The following is a 24,067-nucleotide window of genomic DNA, read 5'->3' as shown; positions in this document are numbered from 1 at the left end:
GAGTGCGCAATTGCGCACGAGGCGCAGGGACCCATAGCCACAGGGAGGAATCGCAGCGCAAGACTGGTCACTACGAATCTTCGCAAAACGTCTCCCTGTGGATATGGGCCCCGGATCTGCGCTTCGCTTGTCCGGGACGACGGATAGAGAAAAGCAAAACAACAAAGCGGGAAGAAACACATGAGCACCCCTGATCTCGTGATCCGTGGCGGCACTGTCGCGGATGGAAGCGGCGGCGAACTGTTCGAGGCCGACGTCGCCATCAGCGGCGGGAAGATCAGCGAGGTCGGGAAGGTCGCAGGCACAGGCCGCGAAGAGATCGACGCGCGCGGAAAACTGGTGACGCCGGGCTTCGTCGACGTGCACACGCACTACGACGGGCAGGTCACCTGGAGCCAGGACATCACGCCATCCTCACAGAACGGCGTCACCACGGCGATCATGGGTAATTGCGGCGTCGGCTTTGCGCCGTGCAGGCCTGCTGACCAAACCCGCCTGATCCAGCTCATGGAAGGCGTCGAGGACATTCCGGAGCCGGTGCTGAGCGCCGGCATTCCCTGGGCCTGGGAGAGCTTTCCGGATTACATGGACTGGCTCTCCAGGCGCGATTTCGACATCGATGTCGGCGCGCAACTGCCGCATGCGGCGCTGCGCGTCTACGTCATGGGCGAGCGCGGCGCGCGCCGCGATCCCTCGACCGCGGAGGACAATGCGGCGATGGCAAAGCTCGCGGGCGAGGCGGTGCGATCCGGCGCGCTCGGCTTCTCAACCTCGCGCACGCTCAACCACCGCACCTCGACCGGCGATTTCACGCCGACGCTGAAAGCAGGCGAGGACGAGCTCACCGCGATTGCCGGCGCGATGCACCGGCAGGGCCGCAGCGTGCTGCAATTCGTGCTCGACCTCTCCACCATACACGAAGACCTGCCGATGATGCTGCGGGTCGCTGACTCGACGAAATGCCCGATCTCGTTCTCGATCACGCAGAACGACAAGGCACCGCAACGCTGGCGCCAGACGCTGGACGAGATCAATGCGGCAGCGCGGCGCGGCCTCTCCATCACCGCGCAGATTGCGGCGCGCCCTGTCGGGCTCCTGCTCGGGCTCGAGCTATCGCGCAACCCTTTCCAGACCCATCCGAGCTACAGGGCGATCGCCCATCTGCCGCTGCAGGAGCGGCTGGCGCGTCTGCGCCAGCCCGATGTGCGCAAGGCGATCCTGAGCGAGACGGCGACCGCGACCGACGATCCGCTGTTCTTCCGTCCCGACTACGACAAGATGTTCCTGCTCGGCGATCCCCCCGACTACGAGCAGCCGCCGGAGAACGCGCTGGGACCGCAGGCGCGCAGGCAGGGGCGTCGGCCGGAAGAGCTCGCCTATGACGCCATGCTGTCGGACGAGGGCCGCGGCATGCTCTACGTGCCATTCCTCAACTATTCCGACGGCAATCTCGACGCGACGCGCGAGATGCTGCTCGATCCGCAATCGGTGCCGGGCCTGTCCGACGGCGGCGCGCATTGCGGCATCATCTGCGATGCGAGCTTCCCGACCTATCTGCTGACGCACTGGACGCGCGACCGCAAGCGCGGCGAGAAGCTCACGATCCCGTTCGTGGTCGCGGCGCAGTCGCGCAAGACCGCGCTCTCGGTCGGTCTCACCGACCGCGGGCTTATTGCTCCGGGCTATAAAGCTGACGTCAACGTGATCGACTACGACCGACTGCATCTGCATCCGCCGAAGGTGCATTACGATCTGCCCGTTGGCGGGCGGAGGTTGCTGCAGGATGTCGACGGCTACGAGGCGACCATCGTGTCGGGCGTGGTGACGCGGCGACAGGGTGAGGCCACGGGGCGGCGGCCGGGGAAACTGATTCGCGGTGCGCGGGGGATGAATTAGCGAGACGGGCGCCTTGCTACCCTCCCTGGAAGGGGAGGGGAATCGCATGTGATCTCTCGGAAAGGTCTGAGCAAGCGCCTCGTCCTTCGAGACGACCGCTCCGCGGTCTCCTCAGGATGAGGCTTCGCTAGAGCGGTGTCCTTTGAAACTGCCGCTGCACACTCCGCCCTCATCCTGAGGGCCCGCCGGAGGCGGGCGTCTCGAAGGATGGCCGCAGGCGAGTTTCCCGCCGCGCTTCCATATACGATAGCCCTGCCCTCCAGGGGAGGGCAGGAGAGCCTCGCCCTACGTCGGCGACACCACGCCCTTCAGTGCCGCCGCCTGCGAAGCGGCACCGCGTGTCAGCCTGGCCTTCTCCGTGTTCGGCCAGAGCAGGAGCAGTCCGAGCAGGCCGGAGCCGACCATGATCACGGCGTTGATGGTGAAGCCGGTCATGTAGCCGTCGATCGTGCTGCCGGCACGCTGGATCGTGGCCCCCATCACGGCCGGCGCGATGATGCCGGCGAGCGTGTAGAGCGCACCGTAGATCGCGAGGATCGCGCCGCGCTGCGACGTCGGCGTGAATTCGCCGAGCATGGGCGGGCAGACGACATAGATCGCCCCGCACAGACCCGAGCCGACCACAAGCAACGCGATCTGGAGACCGGCGCCCTGGACATGCGGCATCATCGCCAGGATCAGCCCACCGATCACCAGCGGCACCGAGCCGAGCACGCCGCGCGCCGCACGGGTGTTGTAGCCGCGCGCCACCATCACCTGCGAGATCCAGCCGGTGAGGATGACGATGGTGGCGCCGAACACCCAGGGCAGGACCGAGATGAAGCCGGCCTGGCTCTGTGAGAAGCCGAGCCCCTTGACGATGAACGGCGTGAACCAGGTCAGGCCGAGCGACAGCGCCCAATAGGCGCCGAACGTTGCGGCGACGCAGCCGATGAAAGTGCGCGAGGTGAGAAGCTGCAAATAGGGGATCTTCGGCTCGGCCGCGGCCGAGACTTGCGTGTCCTCCAGCGGCCCTTCCTTGCCGAGCGCGAGCCAGGCCGCAACCCAGATCAGGCCGACGATTCCGAGCGCCCCGAAGGCATAGTGCCAGGAATGGTTGACGATGATCCAGTTCAGCGCCGGCACCGCGAGGATGACGCCGAAGGCCGAACCCTGCGACAGGATCGCGGTCGGCAGCGTGCGCTTCTCGTCGGGGAACCATTTGTAGATGGCGTGCGCGGCGACCGAGAAGGCCGGGCCTTCGCCGGCGCCCAGCACAATGCGGCAGATCAGGAGCGTGGTGAAGGAAACGGTGCCGACCATCGGAAATTGCGCCAGCGCCCAGATGACGGCCAGAGCAAGCAGCACCCAGCGCGTCGGCACCTTGTTGACGATGAAGCCGACCACGATGGCGGAGATCGAGAACAGGAAGAAGAAAGAAGACCCGAGCAGGCCGAATTGCTCGGCGCTGAGCTTCATGTCGGTCATGATCGGCACGCCGGCGAGACCGACGACGATCTTGTCTGCGAAGTTCACCACCATGAAGAGAAAGAGGAGAAATGTAATGGTCCAGGCGCCCTTCGGCGTTGCCTTGGATTGCCCTGCCGTCCTGCCCGCCACTGCTGGCGTTCCCTGAGCGCTCATGAATCTCCCCGTATGTCTTTTTGGCACTTTTTTGATTTGGCCGTCTTGGAAGCTAACAACGGCTTCACAACCAACGCAACCCGGCATTTCCGCAGCAAGTGTGCTACGCAGCAATTCCGTTAATTCCGTCCGGCGCCATTCATCGTGCTGAGCATCCGAAATCTGTCTAAGACGTTCTCCTCGGCCGGCGAGCCGGTCCATGTGCTGCGCGGCGTCGATCTCGACCTCAGGCACGGCGAACGCGTCGCGCTGACCGGCGAGTCCGGCAGCGGCAAGAGCACATTGCTGCATCTGATCGCGGGGCTCGATGCGGCCGACGCCGGCACGATCCGGCTGGAGGAGATCGAGGTCACCAAGCTGTCGGATGCGGGACGCGCCAGCTTGCGGCGGGATCGCATCGGGCTGGTCTTCCAGCAATTCAACCTGATCCCGAGCCTCTCGGTCGCGGACAATCTCGCCTTCCAGGCCCGGATCGCCGGCCGGCATGACGGGGCCTGGATCAAGGAGCTTGTCGATCGGCTCGGACTCGGCAGCCTGCTCAAGCGTTATCCAGAGCAAATATCAGGCGGCCAGCAACAACGGGTCGCGATCGGCCGCGCGCTGGCGACAAAGCCCTCGCTGCTGCTCGCGGACGAACCGACCGGCAATCTGGACGAGGCCACCGCCGAGGACGTGCTGGCGCTGACGCGCGACCTCGTCGCGCGCACCGGCTGCGGCTTCCTGATGGTGACGCACAGCCTGCATCTGGCTGCGACGCTCGACCGTCACCTCACCTTGCATGCGGGACGCATCGCATGAGGCGCGCGCTGTGGATCCTCGCCGTGCTGCTCAGCCATTGGCGGCGTCACAAGATGCAGTTCGCCACGCTGCTGATCGGGCTGATCGCGGCGACCGCGCTGTGGAGCGGCGTGCAGGCAATCAACCAGCAGGCCCGCAATGCCTATGACCGTGCCGCGGCGACGTTCGGCGGCGCGCGCACGGCGATGCTGGTGGCGCCAAAGGCGGCAACCTTTTCCCAGGAGCTGTTCGTCAAGCTCCGGCGCGCGGGCTGGCCGGTCTCGCCGGTGCTGGAGGGGCGGGTCCAGATCAACGGCCGCTCGGTGCGGCTGCTCGGCATCGAGCCGGTGACGCTGCCGGCCGATGTCGGCAACGCGCCGCGGCTCGGCGCCTCGGATCTGAGCAGCTTCGTTGCGCCGCCGGGCCAGACGCTGGCGGCGCGGGAGACGCTGGCCGACCTGAAGGAGGCGGAAGGCGCGGCGCCGGCGATCAGCGATGGCGCAAAGCTGCCGCCGCTGCGCGTGCTGCCGCAGCTCGTGCCTGATGTGCTCGTGGTCGATATCGGCGTGGCACAGCGCCTCCTCAAAAAGCCGGATCAGGTGTCCCGGCTCCTGATCGGCAAGCCGAAGGGCAAGCCGGCACCGCTGGCCAGCATCGTTGGCGAGCAGTTGCAGCGAGTCGAGCCGGATGCCGAGACGGAGCTGGAGCACCTCACCGACAGTTTCCATCTCAATCTCACCGCGTTCGGCCTGTTGTCGTTCTTCGTCGGCCTGTTCATCGTCAACTCGGCCGTCGGCCTCGCCTTCGAGCAGCGGCTGCCGATGCTGCGGACCTTGCGCGCCTGCGGCGCCTCGGCGCGGCTGGTCAACACGGTGCTGGTGATCGAGCTGGTGGCACTGGCGCTGATCGCCGGGCTGATCGGGCTCGCTTGCGGCTATTTCATCGCGGCTGCCCTGCTGCCCGACGTCGCCGCTTCGCTGCGCGGGCTCTATGGCGCGCAGATTCCGGGGCAGCTCAGCCTGCGAGGCGAATGGTGGCTCGCCGGCATCGGCATCAGCGTGGCGGGCGCGCTGGTGGCGGCCGCAACAAGCCTGATCAAGGCGATCAGGATGCCGGTGCTGGCAACCGCCCAGCCGCGCGCCTGGCAGCAACGGCAACGCCGCTGGCTGGTCCTGCAGAGCTGCGCGGCCTGCGCCGTGTTCGCGGTCGCCCTGTTGCTGCTCCACTACGGGCAATCGCTGATCGCGGGCTTTGGCGTGCTCGCGGCCCTGATGTTAGGTGCGGCGCTGATCCTGCCGGCCTTCCTCGACATCATCCTGCTCGCCGGCCAGCGCGTCGCGCGTGGCCCGCTTGCGCTGTGGTTCTGGGCGGACAGCCGGCAACAGCTTTCCGGATTGTCGCTCGCCCTGATGGCGCTGCTGCTCGCGCTCGCCGTCAATGTCGGGGTGTCCACCATGGTGGAGACCTTCAGCCGCACCTTCATCGGCTGGCTCGACGGGCGGCTCGCCGCCGACGTCTACATCAGCGCGTCCGACAATGCGCAGGGCGTTGCGATCCGCAGCTGGCTGAAGCAGCGCAGCGACGTCCAGGCCATCCTCTCGGGCGGACGTGCGGAAGCGCAGATTCAAGGCCAGCCGGTCGAGCTGCTGGGCCTGCCCGATCACGCGCTGTATCGCGAGCGCTGGCCGCTGCTGCAAGCCGCGCCGCGCGCCTGGACCCGGCTGGTGCCGGGCAATGCCGCCTTCATCAGCGAGCAGTTGAGCCGCCGGCTGAATGTGCGCCTCGGTGACGTGATCGAAGTGCCGGCGCCGGGCGGCACCTGGGAGCTCGACATCGTCGGCATCTATGCCGATTACGGCAATCCCAGGGGGCAGCTGGCCGTGAATGTCGCGGCGCTGATCCGGCAATTTCCGCAGACGCCGCAGACGCGGATGGGCCTGATCGTCGCCAAGGAAAATATCCCCGGCCTGATCGCGGCCCTGCAGAAGCAGTTTGCGCTCGACGACCGCAGCGTCGCCGACCAGGCGACGGTGAAGGCGGAATCGATCCGCATCTTCAATCGCACCTTCGCCGTGACCTCCGCGCTGAACGCCTTCACGCTCGGCGTCGCCGGCATCGCGCTGCTGACCAGCCTGCTGACGCTGGCGAATTCCCGCCTGCCGCAGCTCGCCCCGCTGTGGGCGATCGGCGTCACGCGGCCGCGCCTTGCCGCGATCGAGCTGACCAAGACGCTTTCGGTCGCACTGTTCACGTCCCTGCTGGCGGTGCCGCTCGGCCTGCTGGTGGCGTGGTGCCTGATTGCGATCGTCAATGTGAAGGCATTCGGCTGGCGGCTGCCGTTCCACGTGTTTCCGCTGCAATTGGTCGAGCTGGTCGTGGTCGCACTGCTCGCTTCGCTGGTGGCCGCCTTGCTGCCGATGCTGCGGCTGGCGCGGATGCAGCCGGCGACTCTCGTCAAGGTGTTTGCCAATGAGCGCTGACCGGATCTCGCGGCGCGCCTTCGCCGCCGGCATCGCCGCTCTCGCTCTCGCGCGGCGCGCCGGCGCGCAGGGCTATGCCGGGCTCGGCGAGACCGCCGACGGCTTTGCCAAGGTCACGCCGAGAAAGACATTCACCTTTCCCGCCGATCACGGGCCGCATCCGGACTTTCGCATCGAGTGGTGGTATCTCACGGCAAACCTCGTCGATGGCAGCGGCGCAGCTTGCGGCCTGCAATGGACGCTGTTCCGCCAGGCTGCGCAGCCGGGTCCACAAGGCGAAAGCTGGGCCAATCAGCAGGTGTGGATGGCGCATGCCGCGGTGACGCGCGCCGACACCCACCGCTTCAACGAAACGTTTTCGCGCGGCGGCGTCGGGCAGGCCGGCGTGACGGCCAAGCCGTTCGATGCCTGGATCGACGACTGGGAGATGAAGGGCCTAGAGCGCACCGACGATCGCACACTGGCGCCGCTGACGCTAAAGGCGTCCGGCACCGATTTCAGCTACGCATTGACGCTGGAGGCCGATCGTCCGGTGGTCCTGCAGGGCGATGGCGGTTACAGCCGCAAGTCCGAGCGCGGGCAGGCGTCCTACTATTACAGCCAGCCGTTCTACCGCGCGCGCGGCACGCTCACCATCGACGACAGGCCGGTCGACGTCTCGGGCCAGGCCTGGATGGACAGGGAGTGGAGCAGCCAGCCGCTCGATGCCGACCAGACCGGCTGGGACTGGCTCTCGCTGCATCTTGCGTCTGGCGACAAGCTGATGCTGTACCGGCTGCGGCAGAAGGACGGCAAGGATTATCCATTCGGCAACTGGATCAGCGCCACAGGCGGGACGCAGATGATCGCAGGAGGCGACATCCAGATGATGCCAAGCGCCACCGCGGATGTCGCGGGACGCAAGCTGCCGGTGGAATGGCAGATCGCGATCCCCTCGCGATCGTTCTCGATTGCTTGCAAGCCACTCAATTCCAAGGCCTGGATGGGGACCGGCTTCTCCTATTGGGAAGGACCGATCAGCTTTGCCGGCACGCATGACGGCGTTGGCTATCTCGAGCTGACAGGGTATTGAAGCGCGACCTCTTCGAAGGGACTAGCGATGTATCATCTCACCGCCCTCGTCACGCTGTTGGCGATCGCGTTTTATTTCTTCACCTGCATCAATGTGTCGCGCTCGCGTACCGCGACCGGCGTCAAGGTCCCGGCGATGTCGGGCCATCCGGATTTCGAACGGGCCTTCCGCATCCAGATGAACACGCTGGAATGGATGCCGATCTTCCTGCCGGCGCTGTGGCTGTTCGCGATCTATATCAGCGACGCCATCGCGGCGGGCATCGGCGTGGTCTGGATTATCGGCCGTATCGTCTATTTCGTCGGCTATTCGAAGGCGGCGGCCAAGCGCGGCACCGGTTTCGCGATCCAGAGCCTCGCCGCCATGGCGTTGTGGGTGGGAACGCTGGGAGCTGTGGTGTTGCGGATGGTGTGAGGCAATCCGCCGCCCATACATTCCGCTGTCGTCCCGGACGAGCGCAGCGAAGATCCGGGATCCATACCCACAGTAAGTCGTTTTGCGAAGACTCGGAGTGGGCATCTCGCGCCACACGTCTCCCTGGGGTTATGGATCCCCGCTCCCGTGCGCAATTGCGCACTGGGCGGGGATGACACCGAGTGTATGGCGCTCGCTGTGCCACTTCCCTACTTCGTCAGCGGGCAGCCGCTTTCCTTGGCGGTGAAGAAGGCCTTGTCGCCGGGGACGGTGGCGAGCAGCTTGTAATAGTCCCACGGCTTCTTCGACTCCGACGGCTTCTTGACCTCGAACAGATACATGTCGTGGACCATGCGGCCGTTCTCCAGCACCTTGCCGCCTTGCGCGAAGTCGTCGTCGACCGGCAGCTCCTTCAGCTTCTTGGCGACGGCATCCGGATCCTTGGTGCCGGCGGCCTTGACGGCCTTCAGATAGCTCAGCGTCGCCGAATAGGTGCCGGCATGGATCATGCTCGGCATCCGTCCGGTGCGCTTGAGGAAGCGTTCGCCGAGATTGCGCGTCTTGTCGTTGAGATCCCAGTAATAGCCTTCGGTCAGCACCAGGCCTTGCGCGGCCTGGAGACCGAGGCCGTTTACTTCGGCGAGCGTCATCAAGAGGCCCGCGAGCTTCTGGCCGCCGGAGACGATGCCGAACTCGGACGCCTGCTTGATCGAGTTGGTGGTGTCGAGGCCGGCATTGGCGAGGCCCACGATCTTCGCCTTCGAGCTCTGCGCCTGGAGCAGGAAGGAGGAGAAGTCCGAGGAGTTGAGCGGCACGCGAACCGAGCCGACGACCTTGCCGCCATTGGCCGTGACGATCTCGCTGGTGTCCTTCTCCAGCGCATAGCCGAAGGCGTAATCCGCGGTGAGGAAGAACCAGGTGTCGCCGCCGGCCTTGGTCAGTGCGCCGCCGGTGCCGACGCCGAGCGCATGGGTGTCGTAGGCCCAGTGGAAGCCGTAGGGCTGGCAGGCGTCGCCGGTGAGGCGCGAGGTTGCGGCACCGACGACGATGTCGATCTTCTTCTTTTCCTTGGAAAGCTCGTGGATCGCGAGCGCAACCGAGGAGGTCGTCAGCTCCGTGATCATGTCGACGTTCTCGACGTCGTACCAGCGCCGCGCGATCGAGCTGGCGAGATCCGGCTTGTTCTGGTGGTCGGCGGTGATGAGCTCGATCTTCTGGCCGAGTACCTCGCCGCCGAAATCCTCGATCGCCATCCTGGCCGCTTCGACCGACCATTTGCCGCCGTAGTCTGCATAGACGCCGGACTGATCGTTGAGGACCCCGTGGGTCGGTCAAAATCCCCCGGGTATGGTCACTTGAAACTCCCCCACCTGATGATCGCCGTCAGCGCCGCTGAACAGCAGTAGCCGGTCAGGCAGGACGTTTATGTTCGACCCCTTTAGCCAGCAAGGGGCCGGGGAGTTGAACGTCTTGAAGCGACATCTGCAAAGCACCGTACTTACATTACTTGATCGCAACACCAGCCAGCGCGAGATTCACCGGCTGACGGGTGTCGATCGCAAGACGATCCGGCGTTATCAGGCGCTGCGGGCCGGTGCGGAGGCAAATTCCCCCGGGGAAGTGACCACCGGCTCGGTGAGCGCGGACGGCCAAATTCCTCCACCCCGACCACCGGCTTTTGGGACATCGGAAGCGACGGTCACCAGCAGCCTGGCCCGTTCGGCTTGCGAAGCGCATCGGACGTGGATCGAAGAACAGGTCCGGCTGAAGCGGAACGCGCAGGCGATTTACCAGGACCTGGTTGATCAATTTGGCTTTCCGTCCAGCTACCAGAGTGTCAAGCGGTTTGTGCGCCGGTTGCGGCACGCTGATCCTGAGCAGTTTGATCGTCTTGAGTTCCTCCCCGGCGAGGAAGCTCAGGTCGACTATGGCGAGGGCGCGCCGACGGTTGATCCGAAGAGCGGGCGGTACCGTCGTCCCCGCCTGTTCGTGATGACGCTACGCTACTCGCGGCGCAGCTTCCGGCGGGTAGTCTGGAAGTCCAGCCAACAAGTCTGGGCGCAGCTCCACGAAGAGGCGTTCCGGTATTTTGGCGGGGTCCCCAGCTATGTCGTGCTCGACAACCTGAAGGAAGGCGTCCTCAAGCCGGATTTGTACGAGCCCCAGCTCAACCCGATTTACAGCGCGATGCTGGCTCATTACGCCGTGGTCGCCGATCCCGCGCGCGTGGCCGATCCAAATCGGAAAGGATGCGTCGAGAATGCGATTCAACATACCCAGGGCACTGCGCTGGCCGGACGGCGCTTCGAGACGCTGGAGGCGCAAAACGAGTTCTTGAGGCACTGGGAGGAGAACTGGGCTTCCAAACGCATCCACGGCAGCACGCGCCGTCAGGTCGAGGCGATGTTCCAGGAAGAGAAGCCGCACCTGCGGCCGCTGCCTGTCGCTCCCTTCCGCATCTTCACCGAAGTCGTCCGGACTGTCTGCGACGACACCACCGTACGCGTCGACAACAGCTATTACGCCGCGCGGCCCGCGCCGATCGGCAGCCAGGTCGTCGTGCGCATCTACACCACCACGATCGAGATCCGTGATCGCCACACCCGTGCGCTGCTGCGTGTTCATTCCCGGATGGCGCACCCCGGTTCTGTCGTCCTGCCGACCAGCGAACGGCCGTTCAACCCGTCGCGGCAAACCGCCGTGCTGCTGGCGAGCGCCGAGCGCATCGGACCGCAGACCAGGGCCTTGTGCCAGCAGGTGTTCGACACCGAAGGGCGCCCCGGACAGCGCGCGATGTGGGGCATTGTCGGGCTGGGCCGGAAGTATCCGGCGCGGCTGGTCGAGCAGGCCTGCGCGCACGCCATCGACAACCGCATCTACCGCTACAAGCACGTGCGTGCGACCGTCGAGCGGTTGTTCGAACAGGCGATCGAGCAGGTTGGAGTGACGCCACAGCCGGCATCGCCGCTCACCCAGGATCATCCGCTGATCCGTACCCCCGCGGAATACGGCGACCTCTTCAGCCGCGCTGTGCGGCGCGACGCCGACGACAATGGTCGGCAGGCCGAGGCTCACGACGATCACGCCACGGCAATCCGCGCTCGTGTCGCCTGCGCAACCCCGGCCAACTCCGGCGCCACGAGCGCTCCCGCTGCACCTTCTCACCTTAAACTGGAGACCTAGCCACATGATGACCATGCCGGAAATTGAGCGTTGCCTACGACAGCTGCGCCTGTCGGGTGTCCGCGACACGCTGCAGACGCGCGTGCTCCAGGCGCAGGGCGCCAACCAGCCCTTCCTCGAGACCTTCTCCCTTATCCTGCAGGATGAACTGGACCGTCGTCAGTCCCGTCTTATCGAGCGGCGATACCAGCAATCCGGGCTCGACGAAAAGCTGACGCTCGCCGAGTTCGACTGGTCCTTCAATCCCAAACTGCCACGTCAGACCTGCTTCCAGCTCCACACCCTGGCGTTCATTGCCGCTGGCGAGAACGCTCTGCTTGTTGGCAAACCTGGCACCGGGAAGTCGCACATCGCCAAGGCGATTGCCTATCAGGCGATCCTGCAAAGCCACAAGGTCCAGTATCTTGAGACCGACGACTTCTTCCACCGCTACGCCCTGAACTCTCCGGCACAACGCGAGGTCCGGCTGCGAACCATCATCGACTGCGATCTCCTCGTGCTGGACGATCTATTCCTCGCACGCGCCATCCCCGACGACGCCGGCACTTTGCTGCAGACCCTGATCCATCAGCGTTACAAACTGCGCCGCAGCGTCATCGTCACCTCCAATCGCGTCGTGCAGGATTGGGGGGCATACCTTGGGGACAACACTATGAGCACGACGATCCTCGATCGCCTTATGCATCATTGCCATCTGCTTGAGTTCGACGGACGCAGCTATCGGCTCAAAGAAGCCGCTGAAGCTCTTGCCCGGGAAACAAACTCAAACTAACAGTCCCTTGTCCTGCCTCGCGGGTGGAGGAATTTGACTGACCACACCCGGAGGAATTTGAAGTGACCCGCGGGGAGGATGCCGATCTTGACGCCTTGCGCGGAGGCCGGCGCGGCGAGCAATACGGCCGACGCTGCGGGCGACCAAAAATGCTGATTTCATTCGTTAAGCTCCCAGTAGTTTTCTGTTTTGAAATCGCGCGGATACTAGTGAAGAACCCCGCGCGTGCCCATCCGTTTCACGTTGGTCGTTAGTATGGGTGGGGTGCGCCAAGCTACCGGTGTCGTCCCGGACAAGCGCGCCTCAAGCGCGCGTAGATCCGGAACCCATAGCCACAGGGAGATGTTTGGCGAAGACTCGGAGTTGCCAGCGTCACCCCAAACTCCTCCCTGTGGTTATGGGTCCCCGCGTTCGCGGGGACGACACCGAAGGTGCGGACGCGCCGGCGGCCACAATGAATCAGGCCACCACCTCCGGCTTCTTGTCCCGCCGCCCTTCCGCGAGGTTCCGCACCACCACGTAGAAGATCGGCGTGAACAGAAGCCCGAACAGGGTGACGCCGATCATGCCGAAGAACACGGCAACGCCCACGGCCTGGCGCATCTCCGAGCCGGAGCCGCTGGAGATCACCAGCGGCAGCACGCCGAGGATGAAGGCGAACGACGTCATCAGGATCGGCCGCAGGCGCAGGCGGCAGGCCTCGATCACGGCCTCGAGCCGCGGCTTGCCCTCGTTCTCGATGTCGCGCGCGAACTCGACGATCAGGATCGCGTTCTTCGCCGCCAGCCCCACCAGCACGACAAAGCCGATCTGGGTGAGGATATTGACGTCCTGGCCCATGATGCGCACGCCGATGGTGGCAGCCAACAGGCACATCGGCACGATCAGGATCACCGCGAACGGAAGCGTCCAGCTGCCATATTGCGCGGCGAGCACGAGATAGACGAACAACACGCAGATCGGGAACACGTAGAGGCCGGCATTGCCGCCAGTGATCTGCTGGTAGGACAGGTCCGTCCACTCGAAGGTGAAGCCGCTCGGCAGCGTGTCGTCCGCGAGCTGCTTGATGGTGTTGAGCGCGGTGGTCGAGCTTACGCCCGGTGCCGGTTCGCCCTGAAGTTCCGACGCCGCATAGAGATTGTAGCGCGCCACGCGGTCGGGGCCGGACACGTCCTTGAACTCGACCACACTGCCGAGCATCACCATGTCGCCATTGGCGTTGCGCGTCCGCAATCGCGCGAGATCGCTGGGCTCTTTCCGGAACGGGAAGTCCGCCTGCGCGGTGACGTGGTAGGTGCGGCCGAACAGGTTGAAGTCGTTGACATAGGTCGATCCGAAATAGGTCTGGATCGTATCGTTGATGTTGGAGATGGGCACGCCCAGCTTCTGCGCCTTGGTGCGGTCGATGTCGACGAAGAGCTGCGGCGTGTTGGCACTGAACGGCGAGAACACCGTCGGAGCGAGCAGCAAGGGCGATTTGCGCGCCGCGGCGACGAGCTCGTCGGTGGCCGCGGCGAGCAGCTCAGGCCCGCGACCCTGGCGGTCCTGGATGCGGATGGTGAAGCCGCCGCCGGTGCCGATGCCGGGCACAGCCGGCGGCGGAATCACGATGATGAAGGCGCCCTGGATCGCGGCCAGGCGCTTGCGCAACTCGACCGTGATGGCGTTCGCAGACAATCCCTTCTTCATCCGCGCCTCAGGCTCGTCGAACACCGGAAACAGCGCGGCCGCGTTGCCGGCCTGCGTGCGCGTAGCGCCGGAGAAGCCGGCGAAAGCGGCAACGCGGATGATGCCCGGCGTATCCAGCGAGATGCGCTCGATCTCGCGGACCACCTCGGTGGTGCGCGCCAGCGAAGCGGCGCCCGGCAATTGCACCGATATGATGACATAGCCGCGATCCTGCGCGGGGATGAAGCCCTGCGGGGTGGTCACGATCAGCCAGCCGGCGCTGCCGATCAGCACGACGTAGATCAGAAGCATCACGACGGAGTGGCGGATGACGAAATTGGCGAGGCCCGCATAGCCATGCGCCAGACGGTCGAATACGCGGTTGAACACGCCAGTGAAGGCGTTCCAGCCGCGCGCGATGACATTCCAGGCGGCCGGCGGACGCTTCTCTTCGTGCGGCGTGAGGATCTGCGAGGCCAGCGCGGGAGACAGCGTCAGCGAGCAGAAGCAGGAGATCGCGGTCGCAACGGCAATGGTGACGGCGAACTGCTGAAAGAATTGCCCGGAAATGCCGCCGATGAACGCGGTCGGGACAAACACCGCACACAGCACCAGTGCGATCGAGACCAGCGCGCCGCCGACCTCCTCCATCGTCTTCAGCGCCGCATCGCGACGACTGAGGCCGTGCTCGAGATGGCGCTCGACGTTCTCGACCACGACGATGGCATCATCGACCACGATGCCGACGGCGAGGACAAGTCCGAACAAGGTCAGATTGTTGATCGAGAATCCAAGCGCCGCCATCACCGCGAAGGTGCCGACCAGCGAGACCGGGATCGCGATGATCGGAATGATCGCGGGCCGCCATCCTTGCAGGAAGACCAGCACCACGACGACCACGAGCAGCATGGCTTCGTAGATCGTCTTGATCAGCTCGTGGACGGACTGCGCGATGAACTCGGTCGGATTATAGCCGATGTTGTAGTCGAGACCTTTCGGAAAGCTCTCCTTGAGCTTCGTCATGGTGTCGGAGATGCTCTTGGCCGTCGCGAGCGCGTTCGATCCGGGCCGCTGGGTCACCAGCATGGCGACGGCCGATTTGCGCAGCAGGAAACTGTTGGTGGAATACGCGAGTGCGCCGAGCTCGATGCGGGCGACATCGCGCAGGCGCACCGTGCGACCGTCGGAACCGGCCTTGATCAGGATGTCCTCGAACTGCTTCTGGTCCTTCAGGCGTCCGGTGAAGGTGAGGTTCGGCTGGAAGGCGCGGTCCGCGATCGGCGGCTCGGCGATCTGGCCGCCTGCGATCTGCACGTTCTGGGCGCGGATCGCGGCCAGTACCTCGGCCGAGGTCAGGCCGAGATTGGCGATGCGGTCAGGGTCGAGCCACAGCCGCATCGAATAGTCGCGCGCGCCGAAAATCTGGATGTCGCCGACGCCGTCGATGCGCAGCAGCTGGTCGCGGACCTGAAGCAGCGCGTAGTTGGATATGTAGAGCTGGTCGAAGGTGTCGTCCGGCGACAGCATGAACACGACCATCAGGATGTCGGGCGAGTTCTTGCGGGTGACGACGCCGTTGCGCTGCACCTCGTCCGGCAATTGCGGCTGTGCAATCGCGACGCGGTTCTGCACCAGCACCTGAGCCTTGTCGAGATCGGTGCCGAGCTTGAAGGTGACGGTGATCGTCAACTGTCCGTTCGAGGTCGCCTGGCTGTAGAGATACAGCATGTCCTCGACGCCGTTGATCTGCTGCTCGATGGGAGCCGCGACCGTGTCGGACACGGTCTGCGCCGAGGCGCCGGGATATTGCGTGGTGACGACCACGGTGGGCGGCACCACTTGTGGATATTCGGACACCGGCAGCGTGGTGTAAGCGAGCGCGCCGACGATCAGCAGCACGATCGACAGCACCATCGCCAGGATGGGCTGGTTGATGGAGAGGCGGCCGAGGTTCATGACTTGCCACCGGCCGGGGTTTGCGCGGTCTGCGGGGCGACCTTGGCACCGACGCGGGCGCGCTGGATGCCGCTGACGATGACGCGATCGTCCGGCTTCAGCCCTTCGCGGATCACGCGCAGGCCCTCGTCGAGCGGCCCGAGCGCGACAGGGCGCGCCTCCACCGTATCATCAGGTTTCACTACGAAAACGATCTTGCGGGACTGGTCGGTCGCAACAGCGGCGTCCGGAATCAGCAGCGCCTCATAGGGCGCGCTGGCGATCAGGCGGACGCGGCCGAACTGGCCGGGCAGGATCGACAAATCGGTGTTCTTGACCACCGCGCGGCTGCGCAGCGTTCCCGTGGAGACGTCGAGGCGATTGTCGAGGAAGTTGATGGCGCCTTCGTGAGACGGCTTGGTCTCGCCGGCGAGAGACACTTGCACCGGGTTTGCCGTGTCGCGCGAGCTCGGGCGACGACCTTCGAACCACAGCTTGCTGTATTTGATGAACGTTGCCTCATCCATGTCGAAATTGATGTAGATCGGATCGAGCGTCACGATGGAGGTCAGCAATGTCGACGTTGCGTTGTCGCTGCCCTGCACGAGATTGCCGGGGCTGACGAGGTGGCGGCTGACGCGGCCGGTCAGCGGCGCCGTGACATGCGTGAACTCGATGTTGAGCTTGGCGGCTTTGAGCGCGCCTTCGGCCTGCATCTCGGCCGCGTGCGCGGCCTGCAAGGCCTGGCGGCGCTGATCGACGACTTGCTCGGAGACGGCGCTGGTCTGTACCAGGCTGAGGCCGCGATCGAGCTCGCGCTTGGCGAGTTCCACTTTGGCCCGTGCATCCGACAACTGGCCCTCCGCCTGAGTGGCCACCGCCTCGAACGGGCGCGGGTCGATCACGTAGAGCAGATCGCCCTGACGCACGATGGCGCCGTCCTGGAATTCGACCGAGTTGACGAAGCCGCCGACACGGGGGCGCACCTGGACCTCCTCGACCGCCTCGAAGCGGCCGGTGAACTCATCCCAATCGGTGACGGTGCGCTTGACCGGCTGGGCGATTGTTACCTGCGCCGGCGGCGGGGCAGCGGCCTGTGATGCCGGCTTGTCGCAGCCGGCTAGCGCGAATGCCCCAGCGAGAAGGCCTGTCATCGCGTAGAGCCGAGGCTGAACGAAATCGTGCTTTTTGACAAACTGCTCGCTTCCGTCAGGTCCGCTCATCCCAGGTCCTCGCATCAAAGCCGCAGAAAATAGCAGGGTACTCGCCTACCCGCGGGCGACACAAGATGTGTTGCGATGATGAACTCTTCAAGACCGCACTCCGCGCGAGGCTTGGACAAGCGCCTTGACCGGATGGCGGGTTGACAGGGCTTTCTTCCACCCATCTCCCGGCAAGAACGAGCAGCGGAGCCGAGAGCCCACCCCAGCGTCTTCGCGCATGACGGGGACAGCAGGCTCGGCTAGATTACCCCTACAATAACAAGACGAATTGTCCGGGAGGACAGGCGTGCACCAGGGACGTGTCGTTTTCGGCGCGATCGAGGAGGTCGTGTTCGGCCATCCTGCAGCCGGCGCCATCGTCGCGCAGATGGACCGGCTGGGAACGCGCCGCGCGTTCCTGATGGTTTCTGGCACGCTCAACCGGCAGACCGACGAAATTGCGAAGATCACGCAGGCGCTCGGCGAGCGCTGTGCCGGCCTGTTCGACACCATGCCGGCGCATACGCCGCGTGAGGCGGTGATCGCGGCGACCCAAGCGGCGCGCGAGGCGCAAGCCGACCTCATCGTCACCGTGGGCGGCGGCTCGATCACCGACGGCGCCAAGGCGGTGCAGCTCTGCCTCGCCAACGACATCGGTGATATCGAAGGCATCGAGCGCATCCGCGTGCACAAGGGTGTCGCGCCCGAGATGACCGCGCCGACCGTGCGGCAGATCAGCGTGCCGACCACGATCGCCGGCGGCGAGTTCAGCGCGATCGCGGGCGTCACCGACCGCAGCACGCATGTGAAGCAGATGCTGCGGCATCCGCTCCTTGTGCCGCGCGCGACCATCCTCGATCCCGCCATCACCGTGCACACGCCGGAATGGCTGTTCCTGTCCACCGGCATCCGCGCCGTCGATCATTGCGTCGAGGCGATCTGCTCGCGCGAGACCCACCCCTATGCGGATGCGCAATCGGTGAAGGGGCTTGCCATGCTCGCCGACGCGTTGCCGCGGGTGAAGGCCGATCCTGCCGATCTCGATGCGCGGATGGACGCGCAGATCGGGACCTGGCTGTCGATGGGCGCGCTCGCAGCAGGCGTGCCGATGGGTGCGAGCCACGGCATCGGTTACGTCCTGGGCGCGGCCTTCGACGTACCGCATGGCTACACCTCGTGCATCATGCTGCCGGCGGTGATGCGATGGAATGCGCGCGACAATGCCGAGCGCCAGATGATCGTCGCGGCCGCCATGGGCGATCCCGGCCACGACGCCGCCGATGTGCTCGATGCCTTCATCCGCTCGCTCGGCATGCCGCGCAGCCTCGCTGACGTGCGGGTGTCACCGCAGCACTTCGACGCCATCGCCGAGCAGGCGATGCGTACGAACTGGATTCCGCGCAACCCACGCAAGATCGATGGCCCCGCCGACGTGCGCGAAATCCTGCTTCTTGCCGCCTGATCGAAAGCCGGAGGATCGATGTATACTGGTACGCATGCCCGCCTGCGCCCGCTCCAGCCCGCCTTCATCATGGCGGCGACGGGCGAGACCGTCACCTATCGCGAGCTCGAGGCACGCAACAATCGGCTGGCGCATCTGTTCCGCAAGCACGGCTTGAGACGGCTCGATCACTACTCGATCTTCATGGAGAACAATTCGCGCTATCTGGAAGCCTGCGGCGCGGGTGAACGCTCCGGGCTCTACTACACCTGCATCAACTCCTTCCTGACGCCGGGCGAGCTCGCCTATCTCCTCGTCAACAGCCAGTCGAAGATCCTGATCACGTCCATGGCCAAGCTCGACATCGCGCGCGAGGCGATCAAGGCCTGCCCCGACGTCAGGCTCTGCATCGTCGCCGACGGCCCCGGTGAGAGCGAACGTATCGTCGGGCTTGCGGAGGTGACTGCCAAGCTGCCCAAAACGCCGATCGCCGACGAGTGGCTCGGTACCGCCATGCTCTATTCGTCCGGCACGACGGGACGACCGAAGGGCATCTTGCGGCCCCTGCCGGAGGAGCCGCCGAAGCACAATCTGCCGCTGTTCGATTTTCTGACGAAGCTCTGGCACTACCGGGAAGGCATGGTCTATCTGTCGCCCGCGCCGCTCTATCACTCCGCTCCGCAGGCTGCCGTGAACCTCACGATCCGCATGGGCGGCACCGTGATCATCATGGAGAGTTTCGATCCCGAGCGTTACCTCCAGCTCGTCGAGCAATGGGGCATCACCCACACGCAGCTGGTGCCGACGATGTTCTCGCGCACGCTGAAGTTGCCGGAGGAGGTGCGTGGCCGCTACGACCTTTCCTCGCTGGAGATCGCGATCCACGCCGCCGCGCCCTGCCCGGCCCTGGTCAAGGACGACATGATCAAATGGTGGGGACCGATCATCCACGAATATTACGGCGCGACCGAAGGCCTCGGCTTCACCGCCTGCGACAGCGAGGAATGGCTCGCCCATCGCGGCACGGTCGGCAAGGTGCTGCTCGGCGATCTCCACATCCTGGATGAGAACATGCGGGAATGCCCGTCCGGCACCCCCGGTCAAGTCTGGTTCAAGACGGCAACGCCGTTCGAATATTTCAACGATCCGGAGAAGACCAAAGAGGCACGCTCGGCCGACGGCAGCATGAGCACGGTCGGCGATGTCGGCTATGTCGACGCCGACCGCTTCCTGTACCTGACCGACCGCGCGACCTTCATGATCATCTCCGGCGGGGTGAATATCTATCCGCAGGAATGCGAGAACCTCTTGATCACCCACCCGAAGGTGGCGGATGCCGCCGTGTTCGGCGTGCCCAATGCCGATCTCGGCGAGGAGGTGAAGGCCGTGGTGCAACCGATGCCGGGCGTGGTGCCGGGGCCGGCTCTCGCAGAAGAGCTGATCGCGTTCTGCGCCAAATCGCTGTCGCGGCAGAAGGTGCCGCGCTCGGTCGATTTCGAGAAGGAGTTGCCGCGGCTGCCGACAGGAAAGTTGTACAAGCGGCTGCTGCGGGATCGGTATTGGGGGAACAAGGCCTCCCGGATCGTGTGAGGGTCGTGCTGGATAGCGCGCGCAGGCAAGCGCCACAAACTCTGCTGTCGTCCCGGGCAAGCGTGCCATAGGCGCGCTTGTCCGGGACGACGGTGGAGTTTGTTGCGGCAGTCGGGACCAACACCCGCGCAGGAACCGTTCGCACCTGCACTCTCGCATTGTGAAAGTGTAAGCCCCGCAGCCTGCCGTCATCCGAATTGTCGAGAGGCTGGGTGGCCTTGCGGGTTGCCTCGCTGCACGCGCCTCGCTATCGTCTGACAAACAGGCCGCAAAAGGCCGTTGTCCAGGGAGGATGAGCATGCGGAGCGTGTGGGCGCTCGCCGCAATGGCGGCGCTATCTGTGCTGACGGCCTCAACCGCCACGCTCGCCGGCGAGTCCAAGCAGGGCGGTATCCTGCGGATGTATCACCGCGACAGTCCCGGCAATGCTTCGATCCACGAAGGTGCGACCTACTCGCTCAACGTTCCCTTCATGCCGGTGTTCAACAACCTCGTCATCTACAAGCAGGACGTGGCTCAGAACAGCATGGACAGCATTGTCCCCGAGCTCGCCGAGAGCTGGGCCTGGGTGAACGACAACAAGACGCTGACTTTCAAGCTGCGCCAAGGCGTGAAATGGCACGACGGCAAGCCGTTCACCTCGGCCGACGTCAAATGCACCTTCGACATGCTGATGGGCAAGGCGCAGCAGAAGTTCCGGCAGAACCCGCGCAAGTCCTGGTACGATCAGGTCGTCGACATCTCGACCAACGGCGACTCCGAGGTCTCCTTCAATCTGAAACGGCCGCAGCCCTCGCTGCTGGCACTGCTCGCCTCGGGCTACACGCCGGTCTATCCCTGCCACGTCTCGCCGGCGGAGATGCGCACCCATCCGATCGGCACCGGCCCGTTCAAGTTCGTCGAGTTCAAGGCCAATGAGTCCATCAAGCTGACCCGCAATCCCGACTATTGGCGCAAGGGCCGGCCCCATCTCGACGGCATCGAGTTCACCATCATCCCGAACCGCTCGACCGCGATCCTCGCCTTCGTGGCCGGCAGGTTCGACATGGCCTTTCCGACGGAGGTGACGATCCCTCTGGTGAAGGACGTCAAGTCGCAGGCGCCGAACGCGATCTGCGAAATCGCGCCGACCAATGTCTCGACCAACATCATCGTCAACTCGTCTTCGCCCCCGTTCGACAATGTCGACATCCGCCGCGCCATGGCGATGGCGCTCGACCGCAAGGCTTTCATCTCGATCATGTTCGAGGGCCAGGGCGACATCGGCGGCACCATGCTGCCGCCGCCGAACGGTCTGTGGGGCATGCCGAAGGAGATGCTGGAGACCATTCCGGGCTATGGCCCCGACGTGAAGGCCAACCGCGAGGAGGCGAAGAAGCTGATGCAGAAGGCCGGCTACGGGCCGGACAAGCATCTCGCCGTGAAGGTCTCCACGCGCAACATCCCGATCTATCGCGATCCCGCGGTGATCCTGATCGACCAGCTCAAGAACATCTACATCGACGGCGAGCTCGACGTCGTCGAGACCGCGAACTGGTTCCCGAAGGTCGCGCGCAAGGACTACATGATCGGACTCAATCTGACCGGCAACGCGGTGGATGACCCCGACCAGTCGTTCTACGAGAACTATTCCTGCGGCTCGGAGCGCAACTACACCAATTACTGCAACAAGGAGATCGAAAAGCTGTTCGACGTGCAGTCGCAGGAGACCAATGTCGAGAAGCGCAGGAAGCTGGTCTGGGACATCGACAAGAAGTTGCAGGAGGACGTCGCACGGCCCATCATCTTCCACAGCCGCATGGGCAGCTGCTGGCAGCCCTACGTGAAGGGCATCACCATCATGACGAACAGCTCCTACAACGGCTATCGCTACGAGGACGTGTGGCTGGACAAGTAGCGCAGGCCGCGGACGGCTGACGGGCTCGACGGGAGGCGGTGGATGTTTGCCTATCTGGTGCGGCGCCTGTTCCTGATGCTCGTGACCCTGTTCGGGATATCGATCGTCATCTTCTTCCTGCTGCGGATCGTTCCCGGCAACATCGTCGACATCCTGTTCGCGGCCGCCGGCTACGTCGACCCGGCCGACAAGGCCAATCTGGAGAAGGAGCTCGGCATCGACCGGCCGCTGATCGTGCAATATTGGCACTGGATCAGCGGCTTCCTGCGCGGCGATCTCGGCTACTCCTATGTCTCGGAAAAGCCGGCGCTGCAGGAGATCCTGCCGCGGATCCCGATCACCGCGCGGCTCGCCGGCCTCGCGCTTTTGTTCTCGGCATCGATCGGCATTCCGCTCGGCGTCATCAGCGCGGTGAAGCAGGGAACAAAGCTCGACTACGCGCTCCGCGTCGTCAGCCTCAGCGGATTGTCGCTGCCCTCGTTCTGGCTCGGACTTTTGATCCTCACCGCATCGGTGGCGATGTTCGGCCAGATGCCGATCTTCAATCCGAATCCGCAGACCTGGCTCGAGGCGTTTGCGACCTACGCCGTGCCGGCGGCCGCCGTCGGCTTCCGCAGCGCGGCGCTGACCATGCGCATCACCCGCTCCTCGATGCTGGAGGTGCTGCGGCAGGACTATATCCGCACCGCCCGCGCCAAGGGCGCCTCCGAAACGGCCGTGAACTATCACCACGCGCTGAAGAACGCGATCTTGCCCGTCATCACCGTGATCGGCATCGAGGCGGCGTTCCTGATCGGCGGCCTGATCGTCACCGAGACGGTGTTCAACATTCCCGGCGTCGCGCGCTTCCTGGTCGAGGCGATCCGCTGGCGCGACTATCCGATCGTGCAGAATCTCGTGATGTTCATCGCGGTCGTGGTGGTGTTCGCGAATTTCACCGTCGACATGCTCTACGCGGTATTCGACCCGCGCATCAGATACACGGACTAGTACCCGGAATCAGAGCTGAGTGATACGGCGGCCTTTGAAACGGCGTTGACGGACCTTTTTCTTGGTCCAGACGAAGGGCTCGGCTCTGTCGTTGTATGCGTTGACGTAGGCATCGATGTGTTCCTGAAGCTGCTTGAGGCTCGTGAAGGAGGTGCCGCTGAGCGACTGCCCCTGCAAGATGGAAAACCATACTTCGACCTGATTGAGCCATGACGCACTTGTCGGCGTGAAATGAAATTGCACGTTGGGGTGGGCCTTGAGCCAGTCCTCGTTCTTTTTATGGGTGTTGAGGTTGTCGAGGATGACGTGAAGCTTGCGGTTCGGAAAAGCCGCGGTGACGCTGTTCATGAAATCGAGAAACTCGACGCGGCGCCGGCGTTTTGAATGGGTCGCGATGATCTTTCCGGTGGCGACTTCGAGCGCCGCAAACAATGTTGTGGTGCCATGCCGCTTGTAATCGTGGCTTTGGCCGGTCAAGGCGCGGCCATTGGGCAACTTCAGATAACCCTGCGCTCGCTCCAAAGCCTGGATCGAGGGCTTCTCGTCCACGCACAGCACAATGGCCTTCGCCGGCGGCGCGACATAGAGGCCGACAACATCGGCGGCTTTGGCCGTAAAGTTCGGGTCGTTGCTCTCGCACCAGGACTTGCGAGCCACCAGGTCAATCTTGTGGCTGCGCAGGAACCGCCAGACATATTGGACATCGACATCGCCCAGCGCCTCGGCCAGCAGGGGGCCGGTCCAGCGCGCAAACCCTTGCGGTGGCGGCTTATCCAGCAGCTTCAGAATCCGCTTGTCGGTCGTCTTCGTATAGATCGGCTGCTTGCCAGGCCGCGGCTTGTCTTGCAGCCCTTCAAGGCCATGGTCGGCATAGCGATGCCGCCAAAGGCTGACAATCCGCGGCTGGACCCCAACTTCCTTGGCGATCGACCGGGTGCTGCGCCCATCCGCCGCCAACAGAACTATCCGCGCCCGCTTCAAATCGCGCTGCAACGTCACCGGTGAGCGACAGCACGCCTCAAGCACCTTGCGATCTTTCCTCGAAAGGTGGACTTCTCTTGCTTCGGGTATCATCCCGACCTTGAATCACGACTCACGTTCCAAGAAAAGTGGGTACTAGGAGACCA

15 protein-coding genes and 1 pseudogene are annotated in these 24,067 nt (G+C 64.5%); 11 read left to right on the top strand and 5 right to left on the bottom strand.

Annotation, left to right across the window (positions count from 1 at the left end; genetic code table 11):
- Window positions 1-180: 180 nt before the first annotated feature.
- Window positions 181-1,896: an N-acyl-D-amino-acid deacylase family protein gene (locus tag ABIF91_RS18000; RefSeq protein WP_028179933.1), complete on the top strand. Its 1,716-nt coding sequence runs from the start codon at window positions 181-183 to the stop codon at window positions 1,894-1,896.
- Between the two features lie 285 nt (window positions 1,897-2,181).
- Here ABIF91_RS18000 and ABIF91_RS17995 read toward each other — a convergent pair whose 3' ends face one another.
- Window positions 2,182-3,519: an MFS transporter gene (locus ABIF91_RS17995; RefSeq protein WP_028179934.1), complete on the bottom strand. Its 1,338-nt coding sequence runs from the start codon at window positions 3,517-3,519 to the stop codon at window positions 2,182-2,184.
- A 144-nt stretch (window positions 3,520-3,663) separates the two neighbouring features.
- Between ABIF91_RS17995 and ABIF91_RS17990 the strand changes: the two genes are divergently transcribed.
- The 4 genes from ABIF91_RS17990 to ABIF91_RS17975 are packed head-to-tail and all read left to right on the top strand — an operon-like array spanning window position 3,664 to window position 8,262.
- A complete protein-coding gene (locus ABIF91_RS17990; RefSeq protein WP_028179935.1) occupies window positions 3,664-4,317 on the top strand; it encodes an ABC transporter ATP-binding protein in 654 nt (217 codons plus the stop codon).
- Window positions 4,314-6,776 (top strand): FtsX-like permease family protein, encoded by a 2,463-nt coding sequence (locus ABIF91_RS17985; protein ID WP_028179936.1) that lies wholly within the window; start codon window positions 4,314-4,316, stop codon window positions 6,774-6,776. Before ABIF91_RS17990 ends, ABIF91_RS17985 begins: the two co-directional genes overlap by 4 nt.
- Entirely contained in the window at window positions 6,766-7,848 is a 1,083-nt protein-coding gene (locus ABIF91_RS17980; RefSeq protein ID WP_028179937.1) for a lipocalin-like domain-containing protein, read from the top strand. Before ABIF91_RS17985 ends, ABIF91_RS17980 begins: the two co-directional genes overlap by 11 nt.
- 27 nt (window positions 7,849-7,875) lie before the next feature.
- Window positions 7,876-8,262 carry an MAPEG family protein gene (locus tag ABIF91_RS17975; RefSeq protein ID WP_028179938.1) on the top strand — a complete coding sequence of 129 codons (387 nt, stop codon included), beginning with the start codon at window positions 7,876-7,878 and terminating at the stop codon, window positions 8,260-8,262.
- A gap of 209 nt (window positions 8,263-8,471) precedes the next feature.
- Here ABIF91_RS17975 and ABIF91_RS17970 read toward each other — a convergent pair.
- Window positions 8,472-9,584, bottom strand: a pseudogene (locus ABIF91_RS17970) (ABC transporter substrate-binding protein); the annotation flags it as partial.
- Window positions 9,585-9,687: 103 nt separating this feature from the next.
- Here ABIF91_RS17970 and istA point away from each other — a divergent pair.
- Window positions 9,688-11,445, top strand: coding sequence for an IS21-like element IS1631 family transposase (gene istA, locus ABIF91_RS17965; protein WP_100214066.1), 1,758 nt, complete (start codon window positions 9,688-9,690; stop codon window positions 11,443-11,445).
- Between the two features lie 4 nt (window positions 11,446-11,449).
- Window positions 11,450-12,217, top strand: coding sequence for an IS21-like element IS1631 family helper ATPase IstB (istB, locus tag ABIF91_RS17960; RefSeq protein ID WP_038952109.1), 768 nt, complete (start codon window positions 11,450-11,452; stop codon window positions 12,215-12,217).
- A gap of 459 nt (window positions 12,218-12,676) precedes the next feature.
- Here istB and ABIF91_RS17955 read toward each other — a convergent pair whose 3' ends face one another.
- Window positions 12,677-15,841, bottom strand: coding sequence for an efflux RND transporter permease subunit (locus ABIF91_RS17955; protein ID WP_284283073.1), 3,165 nt, complete (start codon window positions 15,839-15,841; stop codon window positions 12,677-12,679).
- Window positions 15,838-17,043, bottom strand: coding sequence for an efflux RND transporter periplasmic adaptor subunit (locus ABIF91_RS17950; RefSeq protein ID WP_028178958.1), 1,206 nt, complete (start codon window positions 17,041-17,043; stop codon window positions 15,838-15,840). The genes ABIF91_RS17955 and ABIF91_RS17950 overlap by 4 nt, the downstream gene beginning before the upstream one ends.
- Window positions 17,044-17,329: 286 nt before the next feature.
- Between ABIF91_RS17950 and ABIF91_RS17945 the strand changes: the two genes are divergently transcribed.
- From ABIF91_RS17945 to ABIF91_RS17930, 4 genes are all read left to right on the top strand, one after another.
- Window positions 17,330-18,484 (top strand): iron-containing alcohol dehydrogenase, encoded by a 1,155-nt coding sequence (locus ABIF91_RS17945; protein ID WP_028178959.1) that lies wholly within the window; start codon window positions 17,330-17,332, stop codon window positions 18,482-18,484.
- Window positions 18,485-18,502: 18 nt separating this feature from the next.
- Window positions 18,503-20,053, top strand: a complete 1,551-nt coding sequence (locus tag ABIF91_RS17940; protein ID WP_028178960.1) for an AMP-binding protein — start codon at window positions 18,503-18,505, stop codon at window positions 20,051-20,053.
- A 298-nt stretch (window positions 20,054-20,351) separates the two neighbouring features.
- Complete coding sequence (locus ABIF91_RS17935) at window positions 20,352-21,950, top strand: ABC transporter substrate-binding protein (protein WP_035673052.1); 1,599 nt, start codon at window positions 20,352-20,354, stop codon at window positions 21,948-21,950.
- Between the two features lie 42 nt (window positions 21,951-21,992).
- On the top strand, window positions 21,993-22,940 hold the full coding sequence (locus tag ABIF91_RS17930) for an ABC transporter permease (RefSeq protein ID WP_028178962.1): 948 nt from the start codon (window positions 21,993-21,995) through the stop codon (window positions 22,938-22,940).
- Between the two features lie 9 nt (window positions 22,941-22,949).
- Here the strand turns inward: ABIF91_RS17930 and ABIF91_RS17925 are convergent, their stop codons facing one another.
- On the bottom strand, window positions 22,950-24,014 hold the full coding sequence (locus ABIF91_RS17925; protein WP_026192128.1) for an IS630-like element ISRj1 family transposase: 1,065 nt from the start codon (window positions 24,012-24,014) through the stop codon (window positions 22,950-22,952).
- Window positions 24,015-24,067: the final 53 nt, after the last annotated feature.

Source organism: Bradyrhizobium sp. USDA 241 (assembly GCF_049739505.1).
Lineage (GTDB): Bacteria > Pseudomonadota > Alphaproteobacteria > Rhizobiales > Xanthobacteraceae > Bradyrhizobium > Bradyrhizobium liaoningense.
This window is presented reverse-complemented; position numbering and strand designations above follow the sequence as displayed.